General features: G+C 66.9%; 19 protein-coding genes. 8 read left to right on the plus strand and 11 right to left on the minus strand.

Annotated elements, in window-relative coordinates; genetic code table 11:
• Positions 1–5: 5 nt before the first annotated feature.
• The 6 genes from ruvA to aspS form a co-directional block, all read right to left on the minus strand.
• Positions 6–590 (minus strand): Holliday junction branch migration protein RuvA, encoded by a 585-nt coding sequence (gene ruvA, locus XarjCFBP7645_RS02160; RefSeq protein WP_016904121.1) that lies wholly within the window; start codon positions 588–590, stop codon positions 6–8.
• A gap of 118 nt (positions 591–708) precedes the next feature.
• A complete protein-coding gene (gene ruvC, locus XarjCFBP7645_RS02165; RefSeq protein WP_047127032.1) occupies positions 709–1,233 on the minus strand; it encodes a crossover junction endodeoxyribonuclease RuvC in 525 nt (174 codons plus the stop codon).
• A gap of 112 nt (positions 1,234–1,345) precedes the next feature.
• Positions 1,346–2,074 carry a YebC/PmpR family DNA-binding transcriptional regulator gene (locus tag XarjCFBP7645_RS02170; protein WP_024940614.1) on the minus strand — a complete coding sequence of 243 codons (729 nt, stop codon included), beginning with the start codon at positions 2,072–2,074 and terminating at the stop codon, positions 1,346–1,348.
• 75 nt (positions 2,075–2,149) lie between these two features.
• On the minus strand, positions 2,150–2,836 hold the full coding sequence (locus tag XarjCFBP7645_RS02175) for an alpha/beta hydrolase (RefSeq protein WP_258079488.1): 687 nt from the start codon (positions 2,834–2,836) through the stop codon (positions 2,150–2,152).
• A gap of 166 nt (positions 2,837–3,002) precedes the next feature.
• Positions 3,003–3,530: a GNAT family N-acetyltransferase gene (locus tag XarjCFBP7645_RS02180; RefSeq protein WP_104536064.1), complete on the minus strand. Its 528-nt coding sequence runs from the start codon at positions 3,528–3,530 to the stop codon at positions 3,003–3,005.
• 405 nt (positions 3,531–3,935) lie between these two features.
• Positions 3,936–5,702, minus strand: coding sequence for an aspartate--tRNA ligase (gene aspS / locus XarjCFBP7645_RS02190; RefSeq protein ID WP_047127034.1), 1,767 nt, complete (start codon positions 5,700–5,702; stop codon positions 3,936–3,938).
• A 157-nt stretch (positions 5,703–5,859) separates the two neighbouring features.
• Between aspS and XarjCFBP7645_RS02195 the strand changes: the two genes are divergently transcribed.
• Positions 5,860–6,633 carry a DUF3011 domain-containing protein gene (locus XarjCFBP7645_RS02195; RefSeq protein ID WP_104536065.1) on the plus strand — a complete coding sequence of 258 codons (774 nt, stop codon included), beginning with the start codon at positions 5,860–5,862 and terminating at the stop codon, positions 6,631–6,633.
• Positions 6,634–6,716: 83 nt separating this feature from the next.
• On the opposite strand, the gene XarjCFBP7645_RS02200 is transcribed toward XarjCFBP7645_RS02195, so the two are convergent.
• Positions 6,717–7,010 (minus strand): FmdB family zinc ribbon protein, encoded by a 294-nt coding sequence (locus XarjCFBP7645_RS02200; RefSeq protein WP_104536066.1) that lies wholly within the window; start codon positions 7,008–7,010, stop codon positions 6,717–6,719.
• A 471-nt stretch (positions 7,011–7,481) separates the two neighbouring features.
• On the opposite strand from XarjCFBP7645_RS02200, the gene XarjCFBP7645_RS02205 reads away from it, so the two are divergent.
• The 3 genes from XarjCFBP7645_RS02205 (at position 7,482) to XarjCFBP7645_RS02220 (ending at position 14,313) form a co-directional block, all read left to right on the plus strand.
• Complete coding sequence (locus XarjCFBP7645_RS02205; RefSeq protein WP_104536067.1) at positions 7,482–8,726, plus strand: MFS transporter; 1,245 nt, start codon at positions 7,482–7,484, stop codon at positions 8,724–8,726.
• Between the two features lie 797 nt (positions 8,727–9,523).
• Positions 9,524–11,935 carry a TonB-dependent receptor gene (locus XarjCFBP7645_RS02215; RefSeq protein WP_104536068.1) on the plus strand — a complete coding sequence of 804 codons (2,412 nt, stop codon included), beginning with the start codon at positions 9,524–9,526 and terminating at the stop codon, positions 11,933–11,935.
• Between the two features lie 227 nt (positions 11,936–12,162).
• On the plus strand, positions 12,163–14,313 hold the full coding sequence (locus tag XarjCFBP7645_RS02220; RefSeq protein WP_104536069.1) for a phosphocholine-specific phospholipase C: 2,151 nt from the start codon (positions 12,163–12,165) through the stop codon (positions 14,311–14,313).
• Positions 14,314–14,382: 69 nt separating this feature from the next.
• Here XarjCFBP7645_RS02220 and XarjCFBP7645_RS02225 read toward each other — a convergent pair whose 3' ends face one another.
• Complete coding sequence (locus XarjCFBP7645_RS02225; protein WP_181126138.1) at positions 14,383–15,330, minus strand: alpha/beta hydrolase; 948 nt, start codon at positions 15,328–15,330, stop codon at positions 14,383–14,385.
• A gap of 114 nt (positions 15,331–15,444) precedes the next feature.
• Entirely contained in the window at positions 15,445–16,338 is an 894-nt protein-coding gene (bla, locus tag XarjCFBP7645_RS02230; RefSeq protein ID WP_104536071.1) for a class A beta-lactamase, read from the minus strand.
• Between the two features lie 101 nt (positions 16,339–16,439).
• On the opposite strand from bla, the gene ampR reads away from it, so the two are divergent.
• Entirely contained in the window at positions 16,440–17,315 is an 876-nt protein-coding gene (gene ampR, locus XarjCFBP7645_RS02235) for a LysR family transcriptional regulator AmpR (RefSeq protein WP_104536072.1), read from the plus strand.
• A gap of 18 nt (positions 17,316–17,333) precedes the next feature.
• Here the strand turns inward: ampR and XarjCFBP7645_RS02240 are convergent, their stop codons facing one another.
• Positions 17,334–17,834, minus strand: coding sequence for a YcxB family protein (locus XarjCFBP7645_RS02240; RefSeq protein ID WP_104536073.1), 501 nt, complete (start codon positions 17,832–17,834; stop codon positions 17,334–17,336).
• Between the two features lie 50 nt (positions 17,835–17,884).
• Complete coding sequence (locus XarjCFBP7645_RS02245; protein WP_104536074.1) at positions 17,885–19,801, minus strand: ABC-F family ATP-binding cassette domain-containing protein; 1,917 nt, start codon at positions 19,799–19,801, stop codon at positions 17,885–17,887.
• 177 nt (positions 19,802–19,978) lie between these two features.
• On the opposite strand from XarjCFBP7645_RS02245, the gene XarjCFBP7645_RS02250 reads away from it, so the two are divergent.
• From XarjCFBP7645_RS02250 to XarjCFBP7645_RS02260, 3 genes are all read left to right on the plus strand, one after another.
• Positions 19,979–22,366 carry a TonB-dependent receptor plug domain-containing protein gene (locus XarjCFBP7645_RS02250; protein WP_104536075.1) on the plus strand — a complete coding sequence of 796 codons (2,388 nt, stop codon included), beginning with the start codon at positions 19,979–19,981 and terminating at the stop codon, positions 22,364–22,366.
• Positions 22,367–22,601: 235 nt separating this feature from the next.
• Positions 22,602–23,027 carry a VOC family protein gene (locus tag XarjCFBP7645_RS02255; RefSeq protein ID WP_181126140.1) on the plus strand — a complete coding sequence of 142 codons (426 nt, stop codon included), beginning with the start codon at positions 22,602–22,604 and terminating at the stop codon, positions 23,025–23,027.
• Between the two features lie 275 nt (positions 23,028–23,302).
• Positions 23,303–25,690, plus strand: coding sequence for a TonB-dependent receptor plug domain-containing protein (locus XarjCFBP7645_RS02260; protein WP_104536076.1), 2,388 nt, complete (start codon positions 23,303–23,305; stop codon positions 25,688–25,690).
• Positions 25,691–25,827: the final 137 nt, after the last annotated feature.

The raw sequence follows: 25,827 nt of genomic DNA on the forward strand, positions 1-25,827 counted from the left end.
GCGACCTAACGCAGCGCGGCCTGGAGGGCCTTGCGAATGACCGTGGCGACTTCGTCGCCTTCTGCCCCGGCCTCGCGTGCCATGCGTGCGGCCTCGGCCGGCTTGTAACCCAGTTGCTGCAACGCCACCGTGGCTTCGGACACGGCATCCGGGCCGAGCTGGCCGGTGATCGGCGCGCCACTGCTGAAGTCGGCCGCGCGGTCGCGCAGCTCCACCACCATACGCTCGGCGGTCTTCTTGCCGATGCCGGGGATGCGCGTCAGCGCGGTGATGTCGCCGCTGGTGATCAGGCGGGCGAACTCGTCCACGCTGACCCCGGACAGCACCGCCAGCGCGATCTTGGCGCCGATGCCGGTGACCTTCTGCACGTCGCGGAACAGCCTGCGCTCGCCTTCGCGCAGGAATCCGTACAGCGACACGCTGTCTTCCTTCTGCGCGTAGTGGGTAAACAGGATCACGTCGCGGCCGACATCGGGCAGGTCGTAGAAGGTGCTCATCGGCGCCTCCAGTTCATACCCCACCCCGCCCACATCGATCACCAGCCACGGCGGCTGCTTGTAGGCCAGGAGCCCGCGCAGGCGGCCGATCATTGGGCACCGCCTTGGCGGTGCCGGGAATGGGGAATCGGGAATGGGGAATCGCAACAGCGCGCGCTGCTGTGGACTCTGCGTTTGCAATTCCCGATTCCCGATTCCCGAATCCCGATTCTCATTTCTTGCGGCTCCAGGCCTGTTGGGTAGTGACGCCCAGGCGTTGCGCGGTGGCGCGTACGTGGGCGTGGGTGATGGCGACCGCCAGCGCGTCGGCGGCGTCGGCCTGCAGCTTGCCTTTCAGGTTGAGCATGATGCCGACCATGTGCTGGACCTGCACCTTGTCCGCCCCACCCTTGCCGACCAGTGCCAGCTTGATCTCGGTGGCAGCGTACTCGTGCACCGGCAGATCGCGCAGCACCACCGCGCAGATCGCCGCACCGCGCGCGTGGCCCAGCTTGAGCGCGGAATCGGCGCTCTTGCCCATGAACACCTTCTCGATCGCCACTTCCTGCGGCCGGTAGGTCTCGATCACCTCGCCCAGCCCGTGCAGCAGGCGCTTGAGCCGCTGCGCGAAGTCGCCCTCGCCCAGCAGCACCAGCGGCGCGTGATAGACATGCCGGCTGCGACCGCTCTCGTCGACGTCGATGATGCCGAGCCCGGTGCGTTGGGAGCCGGGATCGATGCCCAGGATGCGGGTCATCGAAGCGCCGGGATTGGGGATTCGGGATTCGGGATTGGTGACGCACCTGCAGTGCGGCGATCGCATTGCCGTTGCGAATCCCGAATTACGAATCCCGCCATCCCGACCTTCATCAGGCGCCGAGCGCCGCTTGATCGACGTTCGAATAGACGTCCTGGACGTCGTCCAGGTCTTCGAGCATGTCGAGCAGCTTGCGGACCTGCACGGCGGTGTCGCCGTCCACGGCGATGTCGTTTTCGGCGCGGAAGGTGATTTCGGCGTGCGCCGGTTCCAGGCCGGCGGCGGTCAGCGCCTGCTTGACCTGGGCGAAGGCGTCCGGGGCGGTCAGCACGTCGATGGCGCCGTCTTCCGGGTAGACCACCACATCGTCGGCGCCGGCTTCGATCGCCGCGTCGGTGAGGGTGTCTTCGTCGGTGCCGGCAGCAAAGCTCAGCACGCCCAGGCGCTTGAACATGAAGGCCACCGAGCCGTCGGTGCCCATGTTGCCGCCGCACTTGCTGAAGGCATGGCGCACGTCGGCCACCGCGCGCACACGGTTGTCGGTCAGGCAGTCCACGATCACCGCCACACCGCCGGGGGCGTAGCCCTCGTAGCGCACTTCTTCGTATTCCACGCCTTCCAGCTCGCCGGTGGCTTTCTTGATGGCGCGCTCGATCACGTCCTTGGACATGTTCGCCGACAGGCCCTTGTCCACCGCCACGCGCAGGCGCGGGTTGTTGGACGGATCGCCACCGCCGCCGCGCGCGGCGACGCTGATCTCACGAATGATCTTGGTGAACATCTTGCCGCGCTTGGCGTCGGAGGCGTTCTTGCGGCCTTCGATGGAGGGGCCTCTACCCATGGGTGGTTCCAGACTGGCTTGGATGACAGGGCGCGGATTTTACCTGATTGCTCGCCCGCACCGGGGCGGCGGCGTTCAGTGGCGGAACCGGCCCTGGCGCAGGAAGCGCAGCACCTGCTGCGCGGCCTCGGGCGAGCGCAACAGACCGCTATGGCTGGCCTGCACCACACAATGGTCGCGCAGCCCGGGCAGGCGGGTTTCGGCCAGCGCCACGGTGCCGTCCGAGCTGCCGTCCAGCGGCGCCAGCCAGTGCCCCACCCCACGCGCGACGGTGCCGGCGATCTGGCCGATTTCCGCCTCGCCCTCCCATTGCACGACACCGTGCTGCAGCAAGGCCGCGCTGCGCCCCAGCGCCCAGCGCCCGCCGCGGCGGGCCAGGCCGCGCGCGGCGGCACTGCCGCACAACGGCGAGCCCAGACAGACCACGCGGCGCACCGGCAATTCGGGCGCGGCGCGCAGCGCCTGCAGCGCGACCAGCCCGCCCAGGCTGTGACAGACCAGCAACTGCGCGCCGGTCGCCTGCAGGCGTTCGATCAGCCGTGGCACCGCCTGCGCGGGTCCGCCGAGGACACTGGCGTAGCCGAACAGCGCCGGCGCCAGGCCCTCGGCACGCAGCCGGCGCGCGAGCGGCAACAGCCAGTGCGCGGTGTTCCAGATGCCGTGCACCAGCAGCACGTCGGCGGTCGCGGCCGTGTCCCGCTCGCGCAGGATGCGTTGGCGGCGACCCGGAAGGATCGAGGATGCGCCGGACGCGGACGTCATGACCGCGACAGGGCGCCGGCTTCGGGTGAGCGCGACGACGTGCCGGAGCTGACGTGGGGCGCTCGCGCGCCAGTCAACGCCACCCGCGCCGGGCCGGCAGGCCGGCAACCGATGGGCGCCGGCGGTCGTGGTCGCACGCCGCATAAGCCGGGCATCGGCGCGCCGTTCAATCGGCCGCAATGCGCGGGGTGCGGCGCAGGATGAATTCGCGGTCGAGGATCTTGCCGACCGGGAAGTCGTACTCGCCGACCTTCTCGAACCCGTAGCGGGCGTAGAAGCGCTGCGCACCGAAATTTTCCGACCACACGCCGATCCACAGCGTGCGCGGGCCGTCTCGTTCCAGCCACTCCAGCGCGGTCTCGAACAGGCGACTGCCCCAGCCGCTGTTCTGGTAGTCCTTCAACAGATACAGCCGCTTGAGCTCACCGTCGCCGGGACGCACGTCCTGGTGCGGCAGCCCGCAGGGGCCGGCGGCGGCGTGGCCGACCAGCAGGTTGTCCATCTCCAGCAGCCAGATCGCATAGTCCGGATGCGCCAGCACGATGCGTGCGCGCTCGACCGCATAGGTCTCCTGCAGAAAGCCGTGCAGTTCCTCCTGCGGATACAGGTGCCCGAAGGTTTCGGTGAAGGTCTGCGCAGCCAGCAACGACAAGGCTTGGGCATCGTCCGGTGTGGCGCGGCGGATGCGGGTCATGCGGACGTCTCGTGCCGGGGGGACGTGGCAGCTTCGCGCATGCGGTGGTGGGGTCGCAAGCGGGGATTCGGGATTCGGGATTCGGGATTCGGGATTCGGGATTCGGGATTCGGGATTCGGGATTCGGGAATCGGGAATCGGGAATCGGGAATCGGGAATCGGAAGAGCATCTGCGATCCGATCCGCGTTTGCGGGTGGGCGCAGGTTTGGACTGCGCGCAGTGCGTTGTTGAGGGCGAGCGCGGGGCGCGGCCCTGCGTCGCGGCTGCGGCAGGCACCGCCGCCGGTGTGGGCATCGATCGTTGGGCCGGGCGCGACGCGCCCGCGGCATCCCTGCATGCGACACGCTGCGCGGCGCAGCGTGTCGGCTGCACGGCCACGCTGGCGTGGCCGTGTGGCTGGCAGGTCAGACCTGCTTGGGACGTACCTGCACGTGCACCTCGGCCAACTGGTCGGCGGCGATCGGCGACGGGGCGTCGGTCATCAGGTCCTGTGCGCCGGTGGTCTTGGGGAACGGAATGACGTCGCGGATGGAGTCGGTGCCTGCCATCAGCGCGGCGATGCGGTCGATGCCGAAGGCGATGCCGCCGTGCGGCGGTGCGCCGTAGTTGAGCGCATCCAGCAGGAAGCCGAACTTGGCGCGCGCCTCCTCGGCACCGATGCCGAGCAGCTCGAACACCGCGCTCTGCATGTCCGGGCGGTGGATACGGATCGAGCCGCCGCCGATTTCGTTGCCGTTGAGCACCATGTCGTAGCCGCGCGACACCGCGGTGCGGGCGTTGGCGCGCAGGTCGGCGATGTCGTCCACCGCCGGCGCGGTGAAGGGGTGATGCAGGGCCACGTAGCGCTGCGCCTCCTCGTCCCACTCGAACATCGGGAAATCGGTGACCCATAGCGGCGCCCAGCCATCGGCCACCAGGTTGAAATCCTTGCCGGCCTTCAGGCGCAGCGCGCCCATGAAGTCGGACACCTTGTTGTAGCCGCCGGCACCGAAGAACACGATGTCGCCGTTGCCGGCCCCGACGTGCCTGAGCAGCGCAGCGAAGGCCTGCTCGCCGAAGAACTTGGCGATCGGCGAGCTGACTTCCCCGGTCTCCGACAGCTTGACGTAGGCCAGGCCCTTGGCGCCGTACTTGGCGGCGTGGGCGGCGTATTCGTCGATCTGCTTGCGCGACAGCGTGGCGCCACCGGGGATGCGCAGCGCGGCCACGCGGCCGTCGGCATCGTTGGCGGCGGCGGTGAACACCGGGAACTCGCTGCTCTTGACCAGTTCGGCCACGTCGACCAGTTCCAGCGCGATGCGCAGGTCCGGCTTGTCCGAGCCATAGCGGCGCATCGCCTCGGCCCAGGTCATGCGCGGGAACTGCGCGGCCAGTTCGACGTCCATCACTTCGGCGAAGATGGCGCGGATCATGTCTTCGACGAAATCCTGCACGTCGCGCTCGCGCACGAAGGCGAATTCCATGTCGAGCTGGGTGAATTCGAGCTGGCGGTCGGCACGCAGCGCTTCGTCGCGGAAGCAGCGCGCGATCTGGTAGTAACGGTCGAAGCCGGCCACCATCAGGATCTGCTTGAACAGCTGCGGGCTCTGCGGCAGGGCGTAGAACTCGCCCGGATGCATGCGCGCCGGCACCAGAAAGTCGCGCGCGCCTTCCGGGGTGGCCTTGGTCAGGATCGGGGTTTCGATGTCCTGGAAATCGCGTGCGTCCAGGTGCCGGCGCAGCGCCTGCACCAGCTTGATGCGGGTGCGCTGCATGCGCTGCATTTCCGGACGGCGCAGGTCCAGATAGCGGTACTTCAGGCGCGTCTCCTCGCCCGGGTTCTCGTGCGCGTGGAACGGCAGCGGCGCGGCCTTGTTGAGGATGCTGATGCGGGTGGCGATCACTTCCACCTTGCCGGTGCGCAGCTTGTCGTTGACCGCGTGCCGCGCACGCACCACGCCTTCGACCTGGAGCACGTCCTCGTAGCCGAGGCTGGCGGCCACCTTGAACAGCTCGGCGCTGGCGTCGTCGCCGGCCACCGGTTCCACCGTCACCTGCACGATGCCTTCGTGGTCGCGCAGGTCGATGAAGCACACCCCGCCCAGGTTGCGGGCCACGTCGGTCCAGCCGGCGAGAGTGACGGTTTGGCCGATCAAGGTCTCGTCGACCAGGCCGCAGAAGTGGGTACGCATCGAAAGCTCCGCTGAAAAACCCGACACAGGACAGCGCCGGAGAGCCGGATATTCTGGGGCCGGCGGGCGGCAGGAGCAAATGCGCGGGCGCTCATGGTCGCTTAAGTCAGTGCCCGGCTGAATAGGCGCCAGACCCTTCCGCACCAAGGACGCCACGATGCTGCGCACCGCCCTGCTGCTCTCCGGCTTCGGCCTGATCACCCTGACCGGCCTGCTGACCAGCGCTGCTGCCGCCGCGCAGGACCGCGGCTGGAACGGCCCCAGCATCACCTGCTCCAGCAACGACAACCGTCGCCGCGAGTGCGATACGCCGTTCCGCGGCCGCGCGGTGCTGGTCGAGAACATCTCCGGCACGCGCTGCATCGAAGGCCGCAACTGGGGCAGCGAGCGTGGCCGCGTCTGGGTCGACAACGGCTGCCGCGCGCGCTTTGTCGATGGCCGCAACGGCGGCGGCGGTTGGGGCGGCGACAGTGGCGCCGGCGCTGGCGGGGTCGCCGGCACGGTGCGCTGCGAGAGCAACGACCAGCGCCAGAAGATCTGCAACACCGGCTGGCGCCGCGCCATGCTGGTGCGCCAGCTGTCCAACACGCCCTGCGTGGAAGGCCGCACCTGGCGCCAGGACGGGGGCCGGATCTGGGTGGACGACGGCTGCCGGGGCGAGTTTGCGCAGGCACGCGGCGGCGGCTGGGACCGGGGTGACGGCGGCTACGGTGGCCGCGACGACCGCCCGCGCAACGATTACGCCATCACCTGCGCCAGCGACGACCGCCGCCTGCGTACCTGCGGCTGGGATGGCCGCTACGGCCGCCCGGTGCTGACCCGCCAGCTGTCCGACACCCGTTGCGAGGAAGGCCGCAGCTGGGGGTACGACGACCGCCGTGCGACGGTATGGGTCAACGATGGCTGCCGGGCACGCTTCGAGGCGCGTTGAGGCGGCGAACGGGCGCGCCGCGCGCGGCTGAGGACGGGGATCACGGCGTCGGCACTGCCAGCGTTGTGGCGCGCCGGTCCGGCTCAGACAGGGTCGGACGCAGGCTTGGCAGCGGGCTTGCTCTCGGCGGCGGGCGCCGGCTTGGCATCGCCACCGGCACTGCTGCTTTCGGTGAGGTTCTTCTTCTTCTCGCCCGCCGACTTGAAGTCGGTTTCGTACCAGCCGCTGCCGGACAGACGGAACGCGGGCGCGGTGATCTGGCGCTTGATCGTGGCCGCCGCACAGGCCGGACAGGTCTGCGGATCGGGGTCGGCCATCTTCTGCAGGCGGTCGAAGGCGTGACCGCAGGTGGTGCACTGGAAACCGTAGATGGGCATGGCAGGATCAGCTGAAGACGATGCAGGGGCGCAGATTCTAGACGGATGCGGGCAGGCAGGTGCAGTGGTCTGTCCGTGCGGTTGACCACGCGTGGACGTGTTGCGGGCGAGAGACATCGATCGATGGTCGCTGCGTTACGACTGCACGCCAGGTGCGCACGTTCAGTACCGCAGTTCTCATCGGCAGATACACGAGGTTGAGCAGATACACGAGGTTGAAGCGTCCGCGCGCATGCCGAAGAACGCCGATCTACGTATCGAGTGGTCATCAGGTCGGCATGACCGCGCGAATTGCGCAGACAGCCGGGGCAGCCATTTGCACGCCAGATACCCACGTTTCGCATCGACCTGACACCACATCAGCCGGCATCGGGAGCCGCAGGCCAGGTCGCTGCAATCAGGCCGCACGACCCGGGCTGCTACACTCGGACACGTGATCGACGTGCCTCTTCCCCCACGAGGACCGCATCCATGTTGCGGCTGACTGCCTTATTGCTGGGCGTTGCCCTGTTGCTGACCGGCAGCGGGCTGCTCGGCACCTTGCTGGCCGTGCGCGGTGGCCAGGCCGGCTTCGATGCGCGTGCGCTGGGCCTGATCATGTCCGGCTATTTCGCCGGCTTCTTTCTCGGCACCTTCTTCGCACCGCCGCTGATCCGGCGCATCGGGCATATCCGCGCATTCGCCTTCTACGCCGCGCTGGCGGCGATCGCGGTGTTGCTGCATCCGATCTGGTTGAACGCCTGGGGCTGGGGCCTGCTGCGCCTGGTCACCGGTGCGGCACTGGTCGGCCTGTATACGGTGATCGAAAGCTGGCTCAACGCCGAGCCGGATGCGCGTCGGCGCAGCCGGGTGTTCTCGGTGTACATGGCGATCAATCTGTCGGCGTTGGCGCTGGGCCAGATATTGCTCACCGCAGGCGATGCGGGCGCATCGGCGATGTTCACGCTGACGGCGATCCTGATCTGCGCGGCGGTGATGCCGGTGATGACCACGCGCCTGATTCCGCCCGAAGTACCGCACGTCTCGCGCCTGCGCCTGAAAACGCTGTACGCGTTGGCGCCGGTGGCGACCATCGGCGCGGGGCTGTCGGGTCTGGCGATGGGGGCGTTCTGGGGCTTGTTGCCGGTGTACGCCAACCGCATCGGACTGGATGCCGATGGCGTGGCCATGTTCATGCTCACCGCCATCATCGGCGGCGCGGTGTTGCAGTGGCCGATCGGGCGCATCAGCGATGGCCATGACCGGCGCATCGGGCTGGTCACGATCAGCGTGCTGGCGGCAGGCATTGCGATCGCCGCCGCGGTGCCGATGGTGCAGGCGCAGACCACCCTGTTGTTTGTGTTGTTCTTCGTGTATGGCGGGTTGGCGTTCTCGCTGTATCCGTTCGCGGTGGCGCATATGCTTGATTACCTGCCGAGCGAGGATCTGCTCTCCGGCTGCAGCAGCCTGCTGCTGGTGCATGGCGTGGGCGCGGCGATCGGACCCGCCCTGGCCGGTGGCGCAATGCAGAAATTCGGACCTGCGGCACTGCCGGTGTATTTCGCGTTGATGCTGCTGGCGCTGTCCGGATTTACGTTGACACGCTTGCTGCGCTTCACGCGCCGCCGCACCCATCCGATCTCGTTCCGCCCGATGCTGCGCACCACACCATCGGCGCTGGAGTTGATGCCGGAAACGCAGCAGTCCGAAGCACCGCCGCACGCCAAGAGCGGCTAGCACACCTGTTTCGCTGTCGTCAGTCGCTGCGCTGCTGATCATGTGATCTGCGGCGTTGCTGTAGGGGCCCTTGCCCGCCCACCGTCGCGGGACACGCCGCAAGGCAGAGCAGATGGTGGGGGACTTTTTGGATGGATCAGCTATGGAGCGGTCTATCTGCCGCTTGGCTGCAAGGCCCTTGCCCACCCACCCTCGCAGGACACGCCGCAAGTACGTCCATGTCGGCTCTTACGCGGCATCCATGCCGCGTAAGGTCCCGCGACGGTGAGCGGACAAGGACCAGTCAAGGTGGTCGGTGTGCATGGTTAAGAGCAGTGCGTGATGCGCGTTGCTCGATACTGGCGTGCCGCTCGAAACCCGACACATGTGCGACAAGCGGCTTTTCACGCGGCCACCGACCAACTGTCTGGTGCGGTGTCCTTACCGGTTGCGGGACCCTTGGCGGCATGGATGCCGCCAAGGAGCCTCCACGGACGGATTCACGGCGTGTCCCGCAAGTGGTGAGGGCACCGCGCACTCGACTCACCAGGCTTTTGACCTGAGCACTGAGTGCATCTACAACAACGCGACGACTCGGAATCGCTTGTCTTGAAGTGGAGACAACGCTGCAACACGAAACTTCGGGTGTCTTGCAATAGCGCGACCCAGAAACATCGAAAAAGCGCTGAATCGCCATCGTCCCGACGTTAGGACTTGCTAAGTCCATCCGGTGATCCCGGCCACACCTTTAGCGCGGTCATGATCACGCAATGCAAGCGCGTCAGTCTCTGCAGACCCTCCCCGCTTGTTGGATTGCAATGGATTCGACGTCTTCCTCGCGCGTGCGCCGTCCTGCCACGCTCGTGTTGTTGCTGGTCCCGCTCACTTTGCCCGCTTACGCACGAGACATCCCGGATGGTGCGGCGTCTGGCGCGGCTGCGGCCGAACCGAGTGCCGCTGGCGAGCAGGTGTCCACGCTGGATCAGGTGCAGGTGGTCGGCCAGGCAATGACGTATTCCAAGACCAATGTCAGCAAGGAAATGCTGGACCGCCAGTTCGTGCTCGGCAGCGTCAACGATGCGCTCAACGAACTGCCAGGCGTGGTGGTCACCGAGGCCGACGCCTTTGGTTCGTCGGATTGGGGCACCCAGATCAGCATGCGCGGCTTCGTCAGCAACCGCGATACCCAGCAGATCGGCACCACCATCGATGGTGTGCCCAACGGCGGCTCGGCGTATGGCGGCGGCTCCAAGGCCAACCGTTTCATCGACATGCCGGACCTGGAAACGGTGGAGGTCAGCCAGGGCACCGCCGACATCGCCTCGCGCTCCAACGAAGCGCTGGGCGGCACCTTGAACTATCTCACCGGCGACCCGCTGGAAGAGCAGCGCGTGCGCGTGATCGGCGGCATCGGCGACAACCAGGCGCGCAAGTATTACGCGCGCTACGACACCGGCCTGCTCGGTGGCCACACACGCGCCTGGGTCAGCGGCTCGTCGGCACGCAACGACGACTGGATCGACGGCAGCGGCCATACCAGCCGCGATCACCTGGCCGGCAAGTTCGTCAGCGTGTTGGACAACTGGACGCTCAGCGGCTATGCGTCCTACGACGATGCCGACGAATCCGAATACACCAGCGTGACGCCCGAACAGTTCGCGCGCGACCCCGAGCACGATCTGTTGACCGGCACGCTCACCGGCATTCCGTACCTGGACCAGAACTACCGCTCCGGCTCGCGTGCGCTGCGCAAGAACACCTTTGGCTACCTGCGTGGCGCCTTCGATGGCGGCAATGGTTTCAAGACCACGCTCACCGGCTATGCTCATCGCATGCAGGGCCGCGGCGACTGGATTCCGCCGTATCTGGTGGATGTCACCAACGATGGCGCCGGCGCGCCGGAATCCGAAGCCCGCGGCGGCAACACCGTGTACGCCGGCAGCGACCTGGGCAAGCTGTATTACCTCACGCCCGGCGGCGCGGCCGCGACCCTGCTGGCCGGTTGCGCCGGCAGCGATGCGGTGCCGGCCGAATCCAACCCGGCCTGCTATCCGGCCGGCTCGGTGCCGGTGCAGTCGTATCGACACAGCCACTACGACAACCACCGCGCCGGCGCGATGGCCGATGTGGAATGGCGCGCCGATCTCGGCGCCATCGACAACACCGTGCGCGCCGGCGCCTGGCTGGAGCGCTACGACCGCAGTGTCACCCGCGACTGGCATCGCCTGCTCAACGTCGGCACCAACATCAGCTTCGATCACCAGCCGTACTGGGTGCAGTTCAAGGACGACTACCAGACCGACGAGCAGATGTATTACGTCGAGGACGTGATGCGCTACGGCGCCTTCGCCTGGCGCGTGGGCGTCAAGCAGTTCTTCGTCGACCAGACCCGCGACCGCCGCATCGGCGATGCGCAGCATGTGGAATCGGATGCGCATTCGGACCCGCTGCTGTCGGCCGGCCTGACCTGGACCACCCCGGTGCAGGGTCTGGAAGCCTTTGCCGGTTACTCGCAGAACTTCGCCGCGATTCCCTCCGGCGTGCTCGGCGAAACCGATCCGGTCGCACTGAGCCGCGTGCAACCGGAAACCGCCGACAACGTCGAACTCGGCCTGCGCCTCAGCCGCTGGCCGCTGACCGGCAGCGTGACCCTGTACGACATCCGCTTCGACAACCGCATCGTCTATGTGCCGGCCAACTTCGTCACCGGCATCGACTACCTGGGCGAAACCGACGGCGTGTACGAGAACTTCGGCGGCGTGCATGCGCGCGGCGTGGAAGCGGCACTGTGCTATGGCTGGGACAACGGCTGGCGCATCAACGGCGCCTATACCTACAACAAGGCCGATTACCTGGGCAGCGGCGATGCCGCACGCGACACCGCGCTGGAGATCACCCCCGGCGCGCAGGTGATCGGCCAACCGCGCAACACCCTGGTGATGTCTGCGGACTGGCGCGGCCAGGCGTGGCGCTTCGGTGTGTCCGGGCGCTATCTGGGCAAGCGCTACCTGGATGCCTCCAACCGCGCCGCACTCGATGGCGTGACCACCTTCGATGCAAACCTGGGGGTGGAGCTGTCGCAGCTGTCGTCGCAGCTCAAGGGACTGCAGCTGGCGCTCAACGTCAGCAACCTCACCGACAAACGCTATCTGGAAGGCGTGGACGGCAGCGACAGCGCCTTTATCGCCGCGCCGCGCACGGTCGGGCTGACGTTGACGCTGGATCTCTAGCGTCGGCGGCGCGTTGCCGAGCTGCATTAGATGGCCATTGCGACGTGCGCGAGCGGATCGGGCGGAAGACACGCCACCCGATCCGCTCCCTGCATCGGCTGCCCGCAGGTGCAAACGGAAAGGGTCGGCGGTGTTGCAAGCACGCAAGAGAACACACGCGCTGACGCGTCGGGTACGCTCGACCCGCTCCAGCGCAGACAGGATGGGAGCGCCAACCAGGTGACACGATGATCGACCTTCCCCGCCGCCGCGTCCTGCAGACCGGGCTTGCCGGTGCCGCCGCCGCGCTGCTGCCCCCCAGCATCGCGCGGGCCGCCGCCATCGCGCCCGACCGCCGTACTGGCACGCTGGAGGATCTGCAGCATGTGGTGATCCTGATGCAGGAAAACCGCGCCTTCGATCATTACTTCGGCAGCCTGCCCGGCGTGCGCGGGTTCGGCGATCGCTTCCCGATTCCCGCACCGCCGCTACCGGGCGCGCCCGCGCGCACGGTGTGGCTGCAGCCCAGCGAAGACGGCCGCCAATGGCTGACGCCGTTTGCGCTGGATACGGCAGCGCAATTCGGCTTCATGCGCGTGCAAGGCACGCCGCATAGCTGGGTGGATGCGCAACGCGCCTGGGATCACGGCCGGCTCGGGCATTGGGCCGCCGCCAAGCACAACCACGCGCTGGGCTACTACCGGCGCGCGGATATTCCGTTCCAGTACGCGCTCGCCGACGCCTTCACCATCTGCGATGCGTACCACGCCTCGATCCAGACCGGCACCAATTCCAATCGCGTGTTCCTGTGGAGCGGCGGCAACGACCCGCAGGCGCGTGCCGGTGGCCCGGTGATCGGCAACTCGCACGACAACTTTGCGGAGCTGGGCGGTTTTGCCGAACCCTACCGCTGGGCGACCTACGTCGAGCAGCTACAGAACGCCGGCGTGTCCTGGCAGATCTATCAGGACATGGCCGACAACTTCACCGACAACCCGCTGGCAGGATTTGCGCCGTTCCGGCAGGCCTTCACTGCTGCGCCCGGACACGATGCGCAACTGCGCGCGCGTGGTGTCAGCACGCGCGGTGTCGAGCAGCTGCGCGCCGATGTGTTGGGCGGACGCCTGCCATCGGTGAGTTTCATCATCGCCGATGCGGCCGGCAGCGAACATCCTGACCCCTCCAGTCCTGCGCAAGGCGCGGCCTACACCGCAGGCGTGCTGGATGCGCTGACCGCCGATCCGCAGGTGTGGAGCCGCACCGCACTGCTGTTGATGTTCGACGAGAACGACGGCTTTTTCGATCACATGCCGCCACCGGCGCCGCCGTCGCCGGACCCACGCGTGGCCGGCGGCTTTGCGGGCGCATCCAGCATCGCCACCGACGACGACTACCATCGCCACCCGGCACCGGGCGAACAGAAGGTGGATCTGCCCGAGCTGCGTGGCCGCCCCTACGGCCTGGGTCCGCGCGTGCCGCTGTACGTGATCTCGCCGTGGAGCCGCGGCGGCTGGGTGGATTCGCAGGTGTACGACCACACATCGGTATTGCGGCTGCTGGAACGCCGCTTCGGCGTGCCCGCACCGGAAATCACGTCGTGGCGGCGTGCGGTCTGTGGCGACCTCACCAGCGCATTCGACTTCCTTCATGCCGATGCGCGCCCGTTCGTCGCGGCGCTGCCCGATGTCAGCGCAACCGCAGCGCGCGCGGCAGCCCTGCGCGAACACGCACTGCCGCCGTTGCCTGCCGCTTTGCAGCCGCCGCAGCAGCCGTTCGGTGCACGCCGTTCGCGGGCGCTGCCGTATCGCCCAATGGTGGAGCTGGCCCATCTGCCAGAGTGTGGCGAGGTGAAGCTGCGCATGTCCAACGCGGGCGCTGCGGTGGTGCTGCATGTCTACGACCGCTTCGATCTTGCGGCGGTTCCGCGCCGTTACACCGTAGGGAACGGCGCAGCAGTGGACGCCACATGGACCACCGACGATGGCCGTTACGATCTGTGGTTGCTCGGCCCCAATGGATTCCATCGCCACTACCGTGGCGACCTGAGCGCACCGGTGCTGGTGACCGAGATCACCCAGGATGCAAACGATCCTGCGGCCGTGTCGTTATCGCTGCGCAATGCCGGCAGCACTGCCGTGCAGGTGGAGCTGCAACCGGCCGCATATTCAGCCGCGCAGCCGCACGAACGCCTGCGCGTTGCACCCGGCACCACCGAACGGCGTGGCTGGAAAGCGGCGGCAACTGGCGGCTGGTACGACCTGTGGGTGCACCACGACGGCGCAGCCCAGCGCCTGGCCGGACGCATCGAAACCGGCACAGACAGCGTCAGCGATCCGGCTATGGGTGGGCCGGCGCGGCTGCAGCAAGACCTGCCTTTGCCGATCGGCGCACCCGGCTGAACCTTGCAGCCAGGCATGCGGTGAAAACGCAGGCGGCTGCGGGATCAGCATGCTTGCGCACGGTCGCGCTCAGTGCGCGTCTGCCGCATCCAGCATGCCGATGGTCCCCAACCAGGTTTCCACCAGATGCGGCCATTGCGCAATCGGCAATGCGTCCGCGCGCAGACCGAACGCATGCCCGCCTTCGGCATAGAGATGCATTTCCACGGGTACGCCGGCTTGCTTGAGCGCCACGTAGTAGGCCAGCGACTGACTCACGCCATCCACCGCATCGTCTTCGGCCTGCAGCAAAAAGGTCGGCGGCGTCCGTGCAGTGACGGCGATGTCCGGCCGCAGCGACAGATGGGCAGGATCGCGTGTGGCGCTGTCTTCGTCCTCGTGCGCCCACAGATGGCCCGGATAGACCGCAATGGCGAAGTCCGGCCGGCAACTCTGCGCATCGGACGCGTCCACCGACGGATACGTGCGCGTTGCAAAATGCGTACTGACCGCCGCCACTAGATGACCGCCAGCAGAAAAACCGAGCACACCGATCTTGTGCGGATCAACGCCCCACTGGCCTGCCTGCGCGCGCACCAACCCTAGCGCGCGCTGCGCGTCCTGCAGGCCCGTTTGCACTCTTGGGTAATAGCGGCGGCCGTTGGTCCAGGTCGGCCCCGAATTCGGTACGCGGTATTTCAACAGCACGCAGGTGATACCGTGCGCGGTCAGCCAGTCGCAGATTTCCGTGCCTTCCAGATCCATGGCCAGCACTTGATAGCCCCCGCCGGGGAACACCAGCACCGCCGCACCGGTGGTGTGCTGTCTGGGCGTGTAAACCGTCATCGTCGGGCGGCTGACATCGCTGACCTTGGTCCATGGGAAGCGCCCCTCGCCGCTGCCCACCGATTCGGGCTTCGGGTGGCGCACCGCATCCGGCACCGCGCGCGGCCAGAGCGGTATCTCTACCTGGCCAGGCGCTGGTTGCCAGGCAGCAGCCGTTGCGAGCCCATGAACCAGCAGCAGCGCAACGGCCACAGACCAATGACCTATCCTGATTCGCACTGTCGGACCTCGAAAAGCTGAAGGGAAACAGCAAGCACCTTGTGGACTCGCACGCGACATAACGCGGGAAACAGCAGGCCGTTGCACTCAACCCACGAAGCTGTCGCGCACCGCGGCCGCCACTGCCTTCAACGTCGCATCGCGCGCATCGCTGTCGACGCTGGCGCCATTCAAGTACGCGGTGAGCAGCAACGGCGCCTTGCCTGCCGGCGGCCAGATGATGGCGATGTCGTTGCGGGTGTCGGTGCCGTTGTTGCCGGTCTTGTCGCCGATCTTCCAGCCGCGCGGCAGGCCGGCGCGCAGGCAGGCATCGCCGGTGCGGTTGTCGATCATCCAGTCGGTCAACTGCTTGCGCGAAGCCGGCTGCAAGGCGTTGCCGAGCAGCAAGGTGCGCAGTGTGGCGGCCATTGCCGCCGGCGTGGTGGTGTCGCGCGGGTCGCCTTCGACATAGCGGTTCATCTCCGGCTCGTGACGGTCGCTGCGGGTGTGCGCATCGCCGATGCCGCGCAGGAACGCGGTCAGGCCGGCCGGCTCGCCGACCAGCGGAAACAGCAGGTTGGCGGCCGGATTGTCGCTGTAGATCATCGTGGCCCGGCAGAGCTCGGCCACGCTCAGCGACCCGCCGACATGGCGCTCGGTGACCGGCGCGTGGGACACCATGTCCGCAGCACGGATCTTCACCTGTTGCGCCAGCGTCAGCCTGCCCTGGTCTACCCGCTGGAATACTGCCGCAGCCAATACAAATTTGAAGGTGCTGCACATCGGAAAGCGCTCGTCCTCGCGCTGGCCGATGCGCTTGCCGGTGGCGCTGTCGAGCAGGCTGATGCCCAGACGGCCGCCGCTGCCGCGTTCGATCTGGGCCCATTGCGCTCGCAACACATCGCCCGGGCGCATTGCGGGAGTCAGCGCCCATGCGGATCTGGACGCTGCAAGCAGCGCACTTGCGCCGCCTGCGTACGAGAACTGTCGACGGTTCAACAATGGAGCAGCCTCCCGGGGAGAGCCCGCAGTATCGGCGCCTGCTGGCCACCGGACTATTGCGATGTTTCGATCCCTGGCATGAATTGAACTAATCTCTGCGCATGCCCCGCCCCCGCCTCCCGCTCAACGCCTTGCGCGCCTTCGAGGCCGCCGCGCGCCACCAGAACCTGACCCGCGCGGCCAGCGAGCTGTGCGTCAGCCAGGCCGCGCTCAGTCACCAGATCAAGGCGCTGGAACAGCAACTGGGAACCAGCTTGTTCCACCGCCTGCCGCGCGGCGTGGCGCTCACCGACGAGGGCGCGGCGCTGGCGCCGGTGCTGGGCGAGGCCTTCGACCGCATCGCTGCCACCCTGGAGCGCTTTGCCGAGGGACGCTATCGCGAGGTGCTCAGCGTTGGCGTGGTCGGCACCTTCGCCACCGGCTGGCTGCTGCCGCGACTGCCGGCGTTTCATGCCGCGCATCCGGATATCGAATTGCGCCTGTCGACCCACAACAACCGCGTCGATCTGGCCGGCGAAGGCCTGGATCTGGCGATCCGTTTCGGCGACGGCGACTGGCAGGGCCAGATCGCGCATGCGCTGATGGAGGCGCCGTTTGCGCCGGTGTGCGCGCCCAGCATGGCGCGGGGCCTGCGCACACCGGCCGATCTGGCCCAGCTGCCGTTATTGCGCTCGTACCGTCTGGACGAATGGCCGCAGTGGTTTCGCGCGGCGGGCGTGGCCGAAGTCGCCGCACGCGGGGCGATGTTCGATTCGTCGTTGACGCTGGCCAGCGCGGCGGCCGCCGGTGCCGGCGTGGCGTTGTTGCCGTTGCCGATGTTTCGCCAGGATCTGGATGCCGGGCGCCTGGTCTGCCCGTTCCCGATCCAGATCGACGCCGGACGCTATTGGCTCACCCGGCTGCGCTCGCGCCCGGAAGGCGATGCCGATGCGCGATTGCGCGACTGGCTGACAACGGAGCAACAGCGCTCCGGTTGAGCGAGCCCGACGCTGCGCTCAGCGGCGCGCGGATGCCGCGATCGCCTGCACCGCCACGCGGCGAAACGCCTCGTAGTGCGCCCTGTCGGCGAACCAGTGCGGGGCGAACAGCTCGAACAAGCGGTCGTTGTGATACAGCAGCAGCACCCGCTCGTTCTCGCGGTAGCGGATGTAATCGGACCAGGGCCGGCGCAGTCGCCCGTCTGCCCAGGTGATCTCCAGCCCGGTCTCGTCCCACGCAAAGGTGTAGGTATGCCGCAGCGCGGCCTGCTGCGCGTGCAGGCGTTTGATCTTCCGCGGCAAGCCCCAGACGTGCAACACCACCAGGCCGATCAAGCCGCCGCCTCCGGCACCGATCAGCATCGGGCCGATGATTTCGCCGGCCCCGATCAGTTGCAGCAACCCCGCCCCGATCAACAACAGGACCACCAGGATCACGATCAACAGCTTGGCCGTCTGTCTGGCATGCAGGCGCTGCGCAGCCAGATGATCTTCCAGACTGATGGTGGCGCTGATCATGTTGCCTACCTCCCTGTGCCCGGCCCCACGCGCATCTTAACGCCTGCGCGTTACGCGCCTTCGATCAACTCCATCCACGCCGCCTCGGCGGCGGCCAACTGCTGCGCCGTGGCCTCACGGTCGCGGCCCAGCACGGCCATCTTGTCGCTGTCGGCATAGTTGCCGGGGTTGGCCAGTTCGCGGTCCAGTGCCGCCAGCGCCGCTTCCAGTTCGCCGACGCGCTTTTCCGCGCTGGCCAGCTTGTGCGGGTTGACGGCTTTCTTCGGCGGCAGCGGCTTGGTCGGCGGCGGCGGGGTGGGCGCCACTTCGGCCATCTTCTGCTTGGTGCCCTGGGCGGCCGGGCGGCTGCGCAGCCAGGCGGCGTATTCGTCCAGATCGCCAGCGAACGGCTCGACCACGCCATCGGCCACGCGCCAGAAACTGTCGCAGACCAGGCCGATCAGATGGCGGTCATGCGAGACCATCACGATGGCGCCTTCGAAGTCGCTCAGCGCTTCGGCCAGGGCCTCGCGCATCTCCAGGTCCAGATGGTTGGTCGGTTCGTCGAGCAGCAGCACGTTCGGCTGCTGCCAGGCGATCAGCGCCAGCGCCAGGCGGGCGCGCTCGCCGCCGGAGAACCCATCCACCACTTCGAATGCGCGGTCGCCGGCAAAATTCCATTTACCCAGGAAATCGCGGAACGCCTGGTTGGAGCCATCCGGCGACAGCTCGCGAAAGTGATCCATCGGCGACTGGCCCTCGTGCAGCGACTCCACCGTGTGCTGGGCGAAGTAACCGATCCGCAGATCCGGATGCGCACTGCGCTCGCCCGACAGCGGCGCCAACTCACCGACCAGGGTCTTGACCAACGTGGACTTGCCCGCACCATTGGGCCCCAGCAACCCGATCCGGTCACCCGCCTCCAATCCGAATCCAACATCGTGCAACACGGTAATCGCATCGCTGGACCCCAGCTTTTGCGATTCCCCATTCCCCATTCCCGAATCCCGCGGCGCAGCCGCATACCCGCAAGCGGCGTGATTCAGCCGGATCAACGAAAACGGCAACCGATTGGGCTGGGCGAACTGGATGCGGAACTCGCGCTCGGCGCGCACCGCCTCGGTGCCGGCCATCTTGGCCAGGCGCTTCATGCGGCTCTGCGCCTGGGTGGCCTTGCTGGCCTGCGCCTTGAAGCGGTCGATGAAGCTCTGCAGATGCGCGCGCTCGGCCTGTTCCTTGTCGTGGGCGATCTGCTGCTGACGCAGGTGCTCGATGCGCTGGCGCTCGAAATCGGTATAGCCGCCGACGTACAGCTTGGCGGTGCCGCCGTGCAGATGCAGCGTATGCGTGGCCACGTTGTCGAGGAACTCGCGGTCATGCGAAATCAGCAGCAAGGTGCCCGGGTACTTGAGCAGCCATTGCTCAAGCCACAGCACCGCGTCCATGTCCAGGTGGTTGGTCGGTTCGTCCAGCAGCAGCAGGTCGCTGGGCATCATCAGCGCGCGCGCCAGATTCAGGCGCACACGCCAGCCGCCGGAGAACGAGGAGACCGCGCGGTGATGGGTGTCGGCCGGGAAGCCCAGGCCGTGCAGCAACTTGCCGGCACGCGCCTCGGCGTCGTAGGCGCCGAGCTCGGCCATCTTCTGGTGCGCGTTGGCGACCGCTTCCCAGTCTTCGCGCGCGGTGGCCGCGGCCTCTTCCTGCAGGATCGCGGAGACCTCGATGTCGCCGCCGAGCACGAACGACAGCGCCGGATCGGGCAGCGACGGGGTTTCCTGCGAGACGCTGGCGGTGCGCACCTTGCCGGGCAGGTCGACATCGCCCTTGTCCGCTTCCAGTTCGCCCTTGACCGCGGCGAACAGGCTCGACTTGCCGGTGCCATTGCGGCCTACAACACCGACGCGGTAGCCGGCATGCATGGTCAGGTCGACGTTGGACAACAGCAGACGCTCGCCGCGTCGCATGGAGAAGTTGCGCAGGGAAATCATTGATGGACAGTCCGATAGAACGAAAAGGAATGAGCAGATGAGCAGCACTCCTGCGACGCCATTCTAGCGTTAACGAATAATTAGCGCCTTCGGGCTGGCCGTCGTTCCCTTCGCGTTACCGCGACCAGATCCCGCCCAGCCTTGCTGGTCCTGCCTGGACCCCCGTTCGGAGTTGTCATGAATTACCCGCTGTCCACGCTCGCAGCCGCCGTCGTTGCGGCGCTGCTCGCCTCCCCCGCCTTCGCCCAGACCGCCACCCCGGCCAGCGCGCCCGCCAATACGCTCGATACCGTCATCGTCACCGGCACCCGGGTGTCCGACCGTACCGTGGCCGAGTCGCAGTCGCCGATCGACATCATCAGCGCCGAGTCGCTGCAGGCCACCGGCACCTCGGAGCTGGCCACCGCGCTGGCCCGCGCGCTGCCGTCGCTGAACTTCCCGCGCCCGGCCCTGAGCGACGGCACCAGCGCGATCCGCCCTGCGCAGCTGCGCGGCTTGTCGCCGGACCAGGTGCTGGTGCTGGTCAACGGCAAGCGCCGCCACACCTCCTCGCTGCTCAACCTCAACGGCACCATCGGCCGTGGCGCCGCAGCGGTGGACCTGAACACCATTCCGGTGGCGGCGATCGCGCGCGTGGAAGTGCTGCGCGACGGCGCCTCGGCGCAATACGGCTCCGATGCCATCGCCGGCGTGGTCAACATCGTGCTCAAAGGCGCGGAGAAGGGCGGCAGCCTGCAGGCCGGCTTCGGCCAGTATTCGGCCGGCGACGGCAGCAACTACGAGTTGTCCGGCGACACCGGCGTGGCCTACGGCAACGAGCGCGGCTGGCTGCATGTAGCCGCCCAGCTCAATCAGCAGGACCCGACTGACCGCGCGCGCGGCTATGCCGGCGCACCCAGCGCCTCGCAGCCGGCCGTCGGCCAGAAGGCGTTCAAGATCGGCGACCCGGACGTCAACGCGCAGGCGGTGTCGGCCAATACCGAGTTCGCCTTCAGCGACAGCATCACCGGCTACGCCTTCGCCACCGCCAGCAACCGCGACATCACCTCGTTCGCGTTCTTCCGCGCACCGGGCAGCACCACCCAGAACATCCTGTCGGTATATCCGCAGGGCTTCCTGCCGGAAATCCAGACCTACGCCAAGGACCGCTCGCTGGTGGCCGGCGTGCGCGGCTCCACTGCCAGTGGCTGGGACTGGGATGCGAGCTACAACTACGGCTACAACCGGATCGATTTCCACACCCGCAACACGCTCAACGTCAGCCTGGGGCCGAGCTCGCCGACCTCCTTCTACGATGGCGCGCTGGAGACCACGCAGAACATCGTCAACCTGGACGTCAAGCGCGGCTTCGACTGGGGCCTGGCGTATCCGGTGACGGTGGCCTTCGGTGCCGAGTACCGCAACGAGAAGTGGAACCAGTCGCCGGGCGAAGTGGGCTCGTATTTCCAGGCCGGCACGCTGGCCGGTGGCGCGCAGGGCTTTGGCGGATTCGCGCCCAGCGTCTCGGGGCGGTACTCGCGTGACAGCTACGCGTTGTATGCCGACCTGGAAGCCGATTTCACCGACAAGTTCTCCGCCGGTCTGGCCGGGCGCTACGAAGACTTCAACGACTTCGGCAGCCAGGCATCGGGCAAGTTGTCCGGGCGCTATGCGTTCACCGACAAGGTCGCGCTGCGCGGCACGGTGGCGTCGGGCTTCCGCGCGCCGTCGCTGGCGCAGCAGTATTTCCAGTCCACCAGCACCACCTTCCTGGCCGGCAATCCGAACCCGTTCGAGATCCGCACCTTCCCGGCCGACAGCAACGTGGCGCGCGCGCTGGGTGCAGAGCCGCTGGATGCCGAGACTTCGCTGTCGTACAGCCTGGGCCTGGTGCTGCAGCCGACCGATGCGCTCTACCTCACCGTGGATGCGTACCAGATCGATGTGGACGACCGCATCGTGCTGTCGTCCAACCTCACCGGCACCGGCGTGCGTAACCTGCTCGAAGCACAGGGCATCTTCGGCATCAACGGTGGGCGCTACTTCACCAATGCGGTGGACACGCGCACGCGCGGCGTGGACGTGGTCGGCAGCTACCGCTGGCAGCTCGCCGCCAGCAGCGTGGACCTGACCGCCGGGTACAACTACTCGGAAACCGAGGTGCGCAGCGTCGCCGCCAACCCGGCCGCGTTGTCGGCCAACGGGCTGAGCCTGGAGCGCATCGATCGCACCGAACGCGGCCGCATCGAAGAAGGTTTCCCGCGCGACAAGTTCCTGGTCAACGGCAGCTGGAACCTGGAGCACTGGACGCTGGCATTGGGTGCCACGCGCTATGGCAAGTACAGCACGCGTCCGGCTGCGGCGATCAACGACCAGACCTTCGGCGCCAAGTGGGTGGTGGATGCCTCGGCCAGCTACAAGATCGATCGCTGGACGCTGACCCTGGGTGCGGACAACCTGCTGGACGAGTACCCGGACGAGAACAACTTCGCCAACTCTACCAGCGGGCAGTTCCCGTACAGCAATCTGTCGCCGTTCGGCTTCAACGGTGCCTACGTGTACGGCCGCATCAACTATCGCTGGTAACACGGCAATCCATCTTGCTGCGGTGTTGCTCGGCGCTTGTTGCTGACGCACGCGGCACCATCGCATCCTGACGCTTGACCACACGCCCCGGCCTGCCCGGGGCGTGTGCGTTTTTGCCCGTTGTACGTGCAGCGTCTTGATGCAGCCATCTAACCGCAGGCATCGGCGCGCCGTGAAGAGCTGCCGGCAGCCGCGGTGGTATCAACACCGCTTCCACCCTGCCGGAGCACCCACCATGGACGCAGCGCAGCTCTCACGCGGCCGCCTGATCGATCACCTGCATCTGGTCGTCCGCGACCTGGCGGCGAGCCGACGTTTCTACCAGGCGGTGCTCGATGCCCTGGGCGTTCCCATCGGTGGCGAAGGTCAGGGATTCTTCTGGACCGACGAGCTGTTCGTGTCCGATCGCGACACGATGGCGCAAGGCGAACTCACCGGCCGCCACCATCTGGCCTTCCAGGCGCATGACGTGGCCATGGTGCATGCGTTCCATCAGGCCGCCCTCGCCCATGGCGGCCGCGACAACGGCGCGCCGGGCGTGCGCCCGTATCACCCGAGCTATTACGCTGCGTTTGTGCTCGACCCCGATGGCAACAACATCGAGGCGGTGTTCCATGGTCCTGCGCAACGCAGTGCCGATGCGGTGCAGATCACGTTCTGATGCAGAAGTTTCATATCTGGCAGCGATGTCCATGATGGTGCAGGCAAGCGACTGATCCCGCAGGTCTGGTGCAAACGACGCATCACTTTGGTGCACGATGACAACGATGGCAGTAACACGTCATGCATGACAGTTACTTGCACAACGTAACCAAAATTTGACATGTGGTTAGACGTGGTTAATGGTTCCGAACGCACCGCAGCTGCCGCAACGGACGCGGCCCGGGAGGGGGCCCCCCTGCGATGCATCCGTTCCCCACTCGGAGTTGTCACCGCATGAATTGCAAGACCAGTCCACTCGCAGTTGCCGTCGTTCTTGCACTGTCGTTTTCCGCGTCAGACGCATCCGCGCAGTCACAGGCTCCCACCCAGAAAACCCTCGACACCTTGATCGTGACCGGCACGCGCGTGGCCGATCGCACCGTGGCCGAATCGGCATCGCCGATCGACATCATCTCGCCGCAGGCACTGGAATCGACCGGCACCACCGAGCTGGCTACCGCGCTGTCACGCGCGATCCCCTCGTTGAATTTCCCCCGCCCGGCCATCTCCGACGGCTCGGACGCAGTGCGCCCGGCGCAGCTGCGCGGCCTGTCGCCCGACCAGGTACTGGTGCTGGTCAACGGCAAGCGCTATCACACCACCGCGTTGATCAATCTCAACGACACCCAGGGGCGTGGTTCGTCGCCGGCCGATCTCAACACCATTCCGATCGCCGCAGTGGAGCGCATCGAAGTGCTGCGCGACGGTGCATCGGCGCAGTACGGCTCGGATGCGATTGCCGGCGTGATCAACATCGTGCTCAAGGGCAGCGGCGAAGGCGGCAGCGTCAATGGCCGCTACGGCAAGTACAGCGCCGGCGACGGCGAGCAGTACCAGCTGTCCGGCGATGCCGGTTTCAGCTTTGCCGGCACCGGCAAGGTGCATCTGGCCGCGCAGGCCGGTCACTCGGACCAGACCAACCGCGCATTGCCGTTCGGCGGCCGCGTGGAGCAGCGCTACGGCGATCCGGACATCGACCAGGGCGCGATCTCGTTCAACGGCGAATACAGCCCCACCGATTACCTGACCTTCTACTCGTTCGGCATGGTTAGCCGCCGCGAAGTGCTCTCCAACGGCTACTTCCGCTTTGCCGGCGACAACCGCAACCGCCCGGAAATCTATCCGGACGGCTTCCTGCCGCAGATCTACAACGTCAGCAAGGACGTGTCGTGGGTGGGCGGCTTGAAGACCTCCACCGAAGGCGGCTTGAACATCGATCTGAGCTACAACTACGGCCAGAACAACCTCACCTTCGATGTACGCAACAGCTTGAACAACAGCCTGGGCCTGACCAGCCCCACCGACTTCCATGCCGGCACGCTGGAAGTGACCCAGAATGTGCTCAATGCCGACTTCACCAAGACGCTCGACTGGGGCCTGGCGTATCCGGTCACGCTGGCCTTCGGTGCGGAATGGCGCGGCGAGAAGTTCAACCAGTCGCCCGGCGATGCGGCGTCCTCGGCCAATGGCGGTATTCCGTCGGCCAACGGCGCGTTGATCCCCGGCGCGCAGGTGTTTCCGGGCTTCAAGCTCTCCGACGCCGGTTACTACAACCGCAATAGCCACTCGGCCTATGTGGATCTGGAAGCCGATCTGACCGACAAGTTCTCCGCCGGGCTGGCCGGACGCTACGAGAAGTACAGCGACTTCGGCGATACCGCCACCGGCAAGCTGTCGCTGCGCTATGCGTTCACCGACAAGATCGCGCTGCGTGCCACCGCCTCGACCGGTTTCCGTGCGCCGTCGTTGCAGCAGCAGAACTTCCAGTCGATCGCCACGCAGTTCCTCAACGTGGCGCAGCCCAACGGCACGGTCACCGCGATCCCGTTCGAGATCGGCACCTTCCGTACCGACAATCCGGCCGCCATCGCACTCGGCGCCGAACCGTTGAAGGCCGAGGAGTCCAAGAACTATGGTCTGGGCGTGGTGCTGCAACCGGTCGAGAACCTGTACATCACCGTCGATGCGTATCGCATCGAGATCGACGACCGCATCGTGCTGTCGGAAAACCTCACGTCCATCGCGGCGCGCAATTATCTGCAGGCCAATGGCTTCCCGGGTATCGGTGGCGGGCGCTACTTTACCAACGCGGTGGACACCAAGACCCAGGGCGTGGATGCGGTCGGCACCTATCGCTGGAACCTGGACGGCGGCAGCGCAGAACTGACTTCCGGCTACAACTACAACAAGACCGAAGTGGAACGGATCGCCGACAACCCGGCAGCGCTGGAAGCGATCGATCCGGGTGCGGTGCGCATCGGCCGCGCCGAACTCGGTCGCATCACCGAAGGCACGCCGCGCGACAAGTTCTTCCTGGGCGGCACCTGGTCGCCGGGCAACTGGTCGTTCACCGGCACCGCCACGCGCTGGGGCGAGTTCAGCACCTTCGGCACCAACGCCGGCAGCGACCAGACCTATGCGGCGAAATGGACATTGGATCTGGCCGCGTCCTACAAGTTGAACGACTGGAACTTCACCATCGGCGGCGACAACGTGCTCAACGAGTATCCCGACCGCCAGGAAGCCGGCCTGGGCACGCGCACCTACCTGCCCTACAGCAGCGCCTCGCCGTTCGGTTTCAACGGCGCGCTGGTATATGCCAACGTGAGCTACAAGTGGTAAATCGCCGCGTGCCGGTCGGCAGCGGCCGGCATGTCGATCGTCTCGTCCCACGTCGCTGAGACCAGGCAACACCCCGCAGCATCGCTCGCCCTTTCCGATTGTGGCCAAAGGGCGAGTTCCCCCCTCTTTCGCAAGGA

The organism is Xanthomonas arboricola (assembly GCF_002940665.1).
GTDB classification, from domain to species: domain Bacteria; phylum Pseudomonadota; class Gammaproteobacteria; order Xanthomonadales; family Xanthomonadaceae; genus Xanthomonas; species Xanthomonas arboricola_B.

Coding starts and splice junctions, on each gene's coding strand:
- XarjCFBP7645_RS02180 (WP_104536064.1), bottom strand. CDS start 3,530: ATGACCCGCATCCGCCGCGCCACACCGGACGATGCCCAAGCCTTGTCG.
- XarjCFBP7645_RS02170 (WP_024940614.1), bottom strand. CDS start 2,074: ATGGGTAGAGGCCCCTCCATCGAAGGCCGCAAGAACGCCTCCGACGCC.
- XarjCFBP7645_RS02240 (WP_104536073.1), bottom strand. CDS start 17,834: ATGATCAGCGCCACCATCAGTCTGGAAGATCATCTGGCTGCGCAGCGC.
- XarjCFBP7645_RS02250 (WP_104536075.1), top strand. CDS start 19,979: ATGAATTACCCGCTGTCCACGCTCGCAGCCGCCGTCGTTGCGGCGCTG.
- XarjCFBP7645_RS02255 (WP_181126140.1), top strand. CDS start 22,602: ATGGACGCAGCGCAGCTCTCACGCGGCCGCCTGATCGATCACCTGCAT.
- XarjCFBP7645_RS02205 (WP_104536067.1), top strand. CDS start 7,482: ATGTTGCGGCTGACTGCCTTATTGCTGGGCGTTGCCCTGTTGCTGACC.
- XarjCFBP7645_RS02200 (WP_104536066.1), bottom strand. CDS start 7,010: ATGCCCATCTACGGTTTCCAGTGCACCACCTGCGGTCACGCCTTCGAC.
- XarjCFBP7645_RS02215 (WP_104536068.1), top strand. CDS start 9,524: ATGGATTCGACGTCTTCCTCGCGCGTGCGCCGTCCTGCCACGCTCGTG.
- ruvA (WP_016904121.1), bottom strand. CDS start 590: ATGATCGGCCGCCTGCGCGGGCTCCTGGCCTACAAGCAGCCGCCGTGG.
- ampR (WP_104536072.1), top strand. CDS start 16,440: ATGCCCCGCCCCCGCCTCCCGCTCAACGCCTTGCGCGCCTTCGAGGCC.
- XarjCFBP7645_RS02245 (WP_104536074.1), bottom strand. CDS start 19,801: ATGATTTCCCTGCGCAACTTCTCCATGCGACGCGGCGAGCGTCTGCTG.
- ruvC (WP_047127032.1), bottom strand. CDS start 1,233: ATGACCCGCATCCTGGGCATCGATCCCGGCTCCCAACGCACCGGGCTC.
- aspS (WP_047127034.1), bottom strand. CDS start 5,702: ATGCGTACCCACTTCTGCGGCCTGGTCGACGAGACCTTGATCGGCCAA.
- XarjCFBP7645_RS02220 (WP_104536069.1), top strand. CDS start 12,163: ATGATCGACCTTCCCCGCCGCCGCGTCCTGCAGACCGGGCTTGCCGGT.
- XarjCFBP7645_RS02195 (WP_104536065.1), top strand. CDS start 5,860: ATGCTGCGCACCGCCCTGCTGCTCTCCGGCTTCGGCCTGATCACCCTG.
- XarjCFBP7645_RS02260 (WP_104536076.1), top strand. CDS start 23,303: ATGAATTGCAAGACCAGTCCACTCGCAGTTGCCGTCGTTCTTGCACTG.
- XarjCFBP7645_RS02175 (WP_258079488.1), bottom strand. CDS start 2,836: ATGACGTCCGCGTCCGGCGCATCCTCGATCCTTCCGGGTCGCCGCCAA.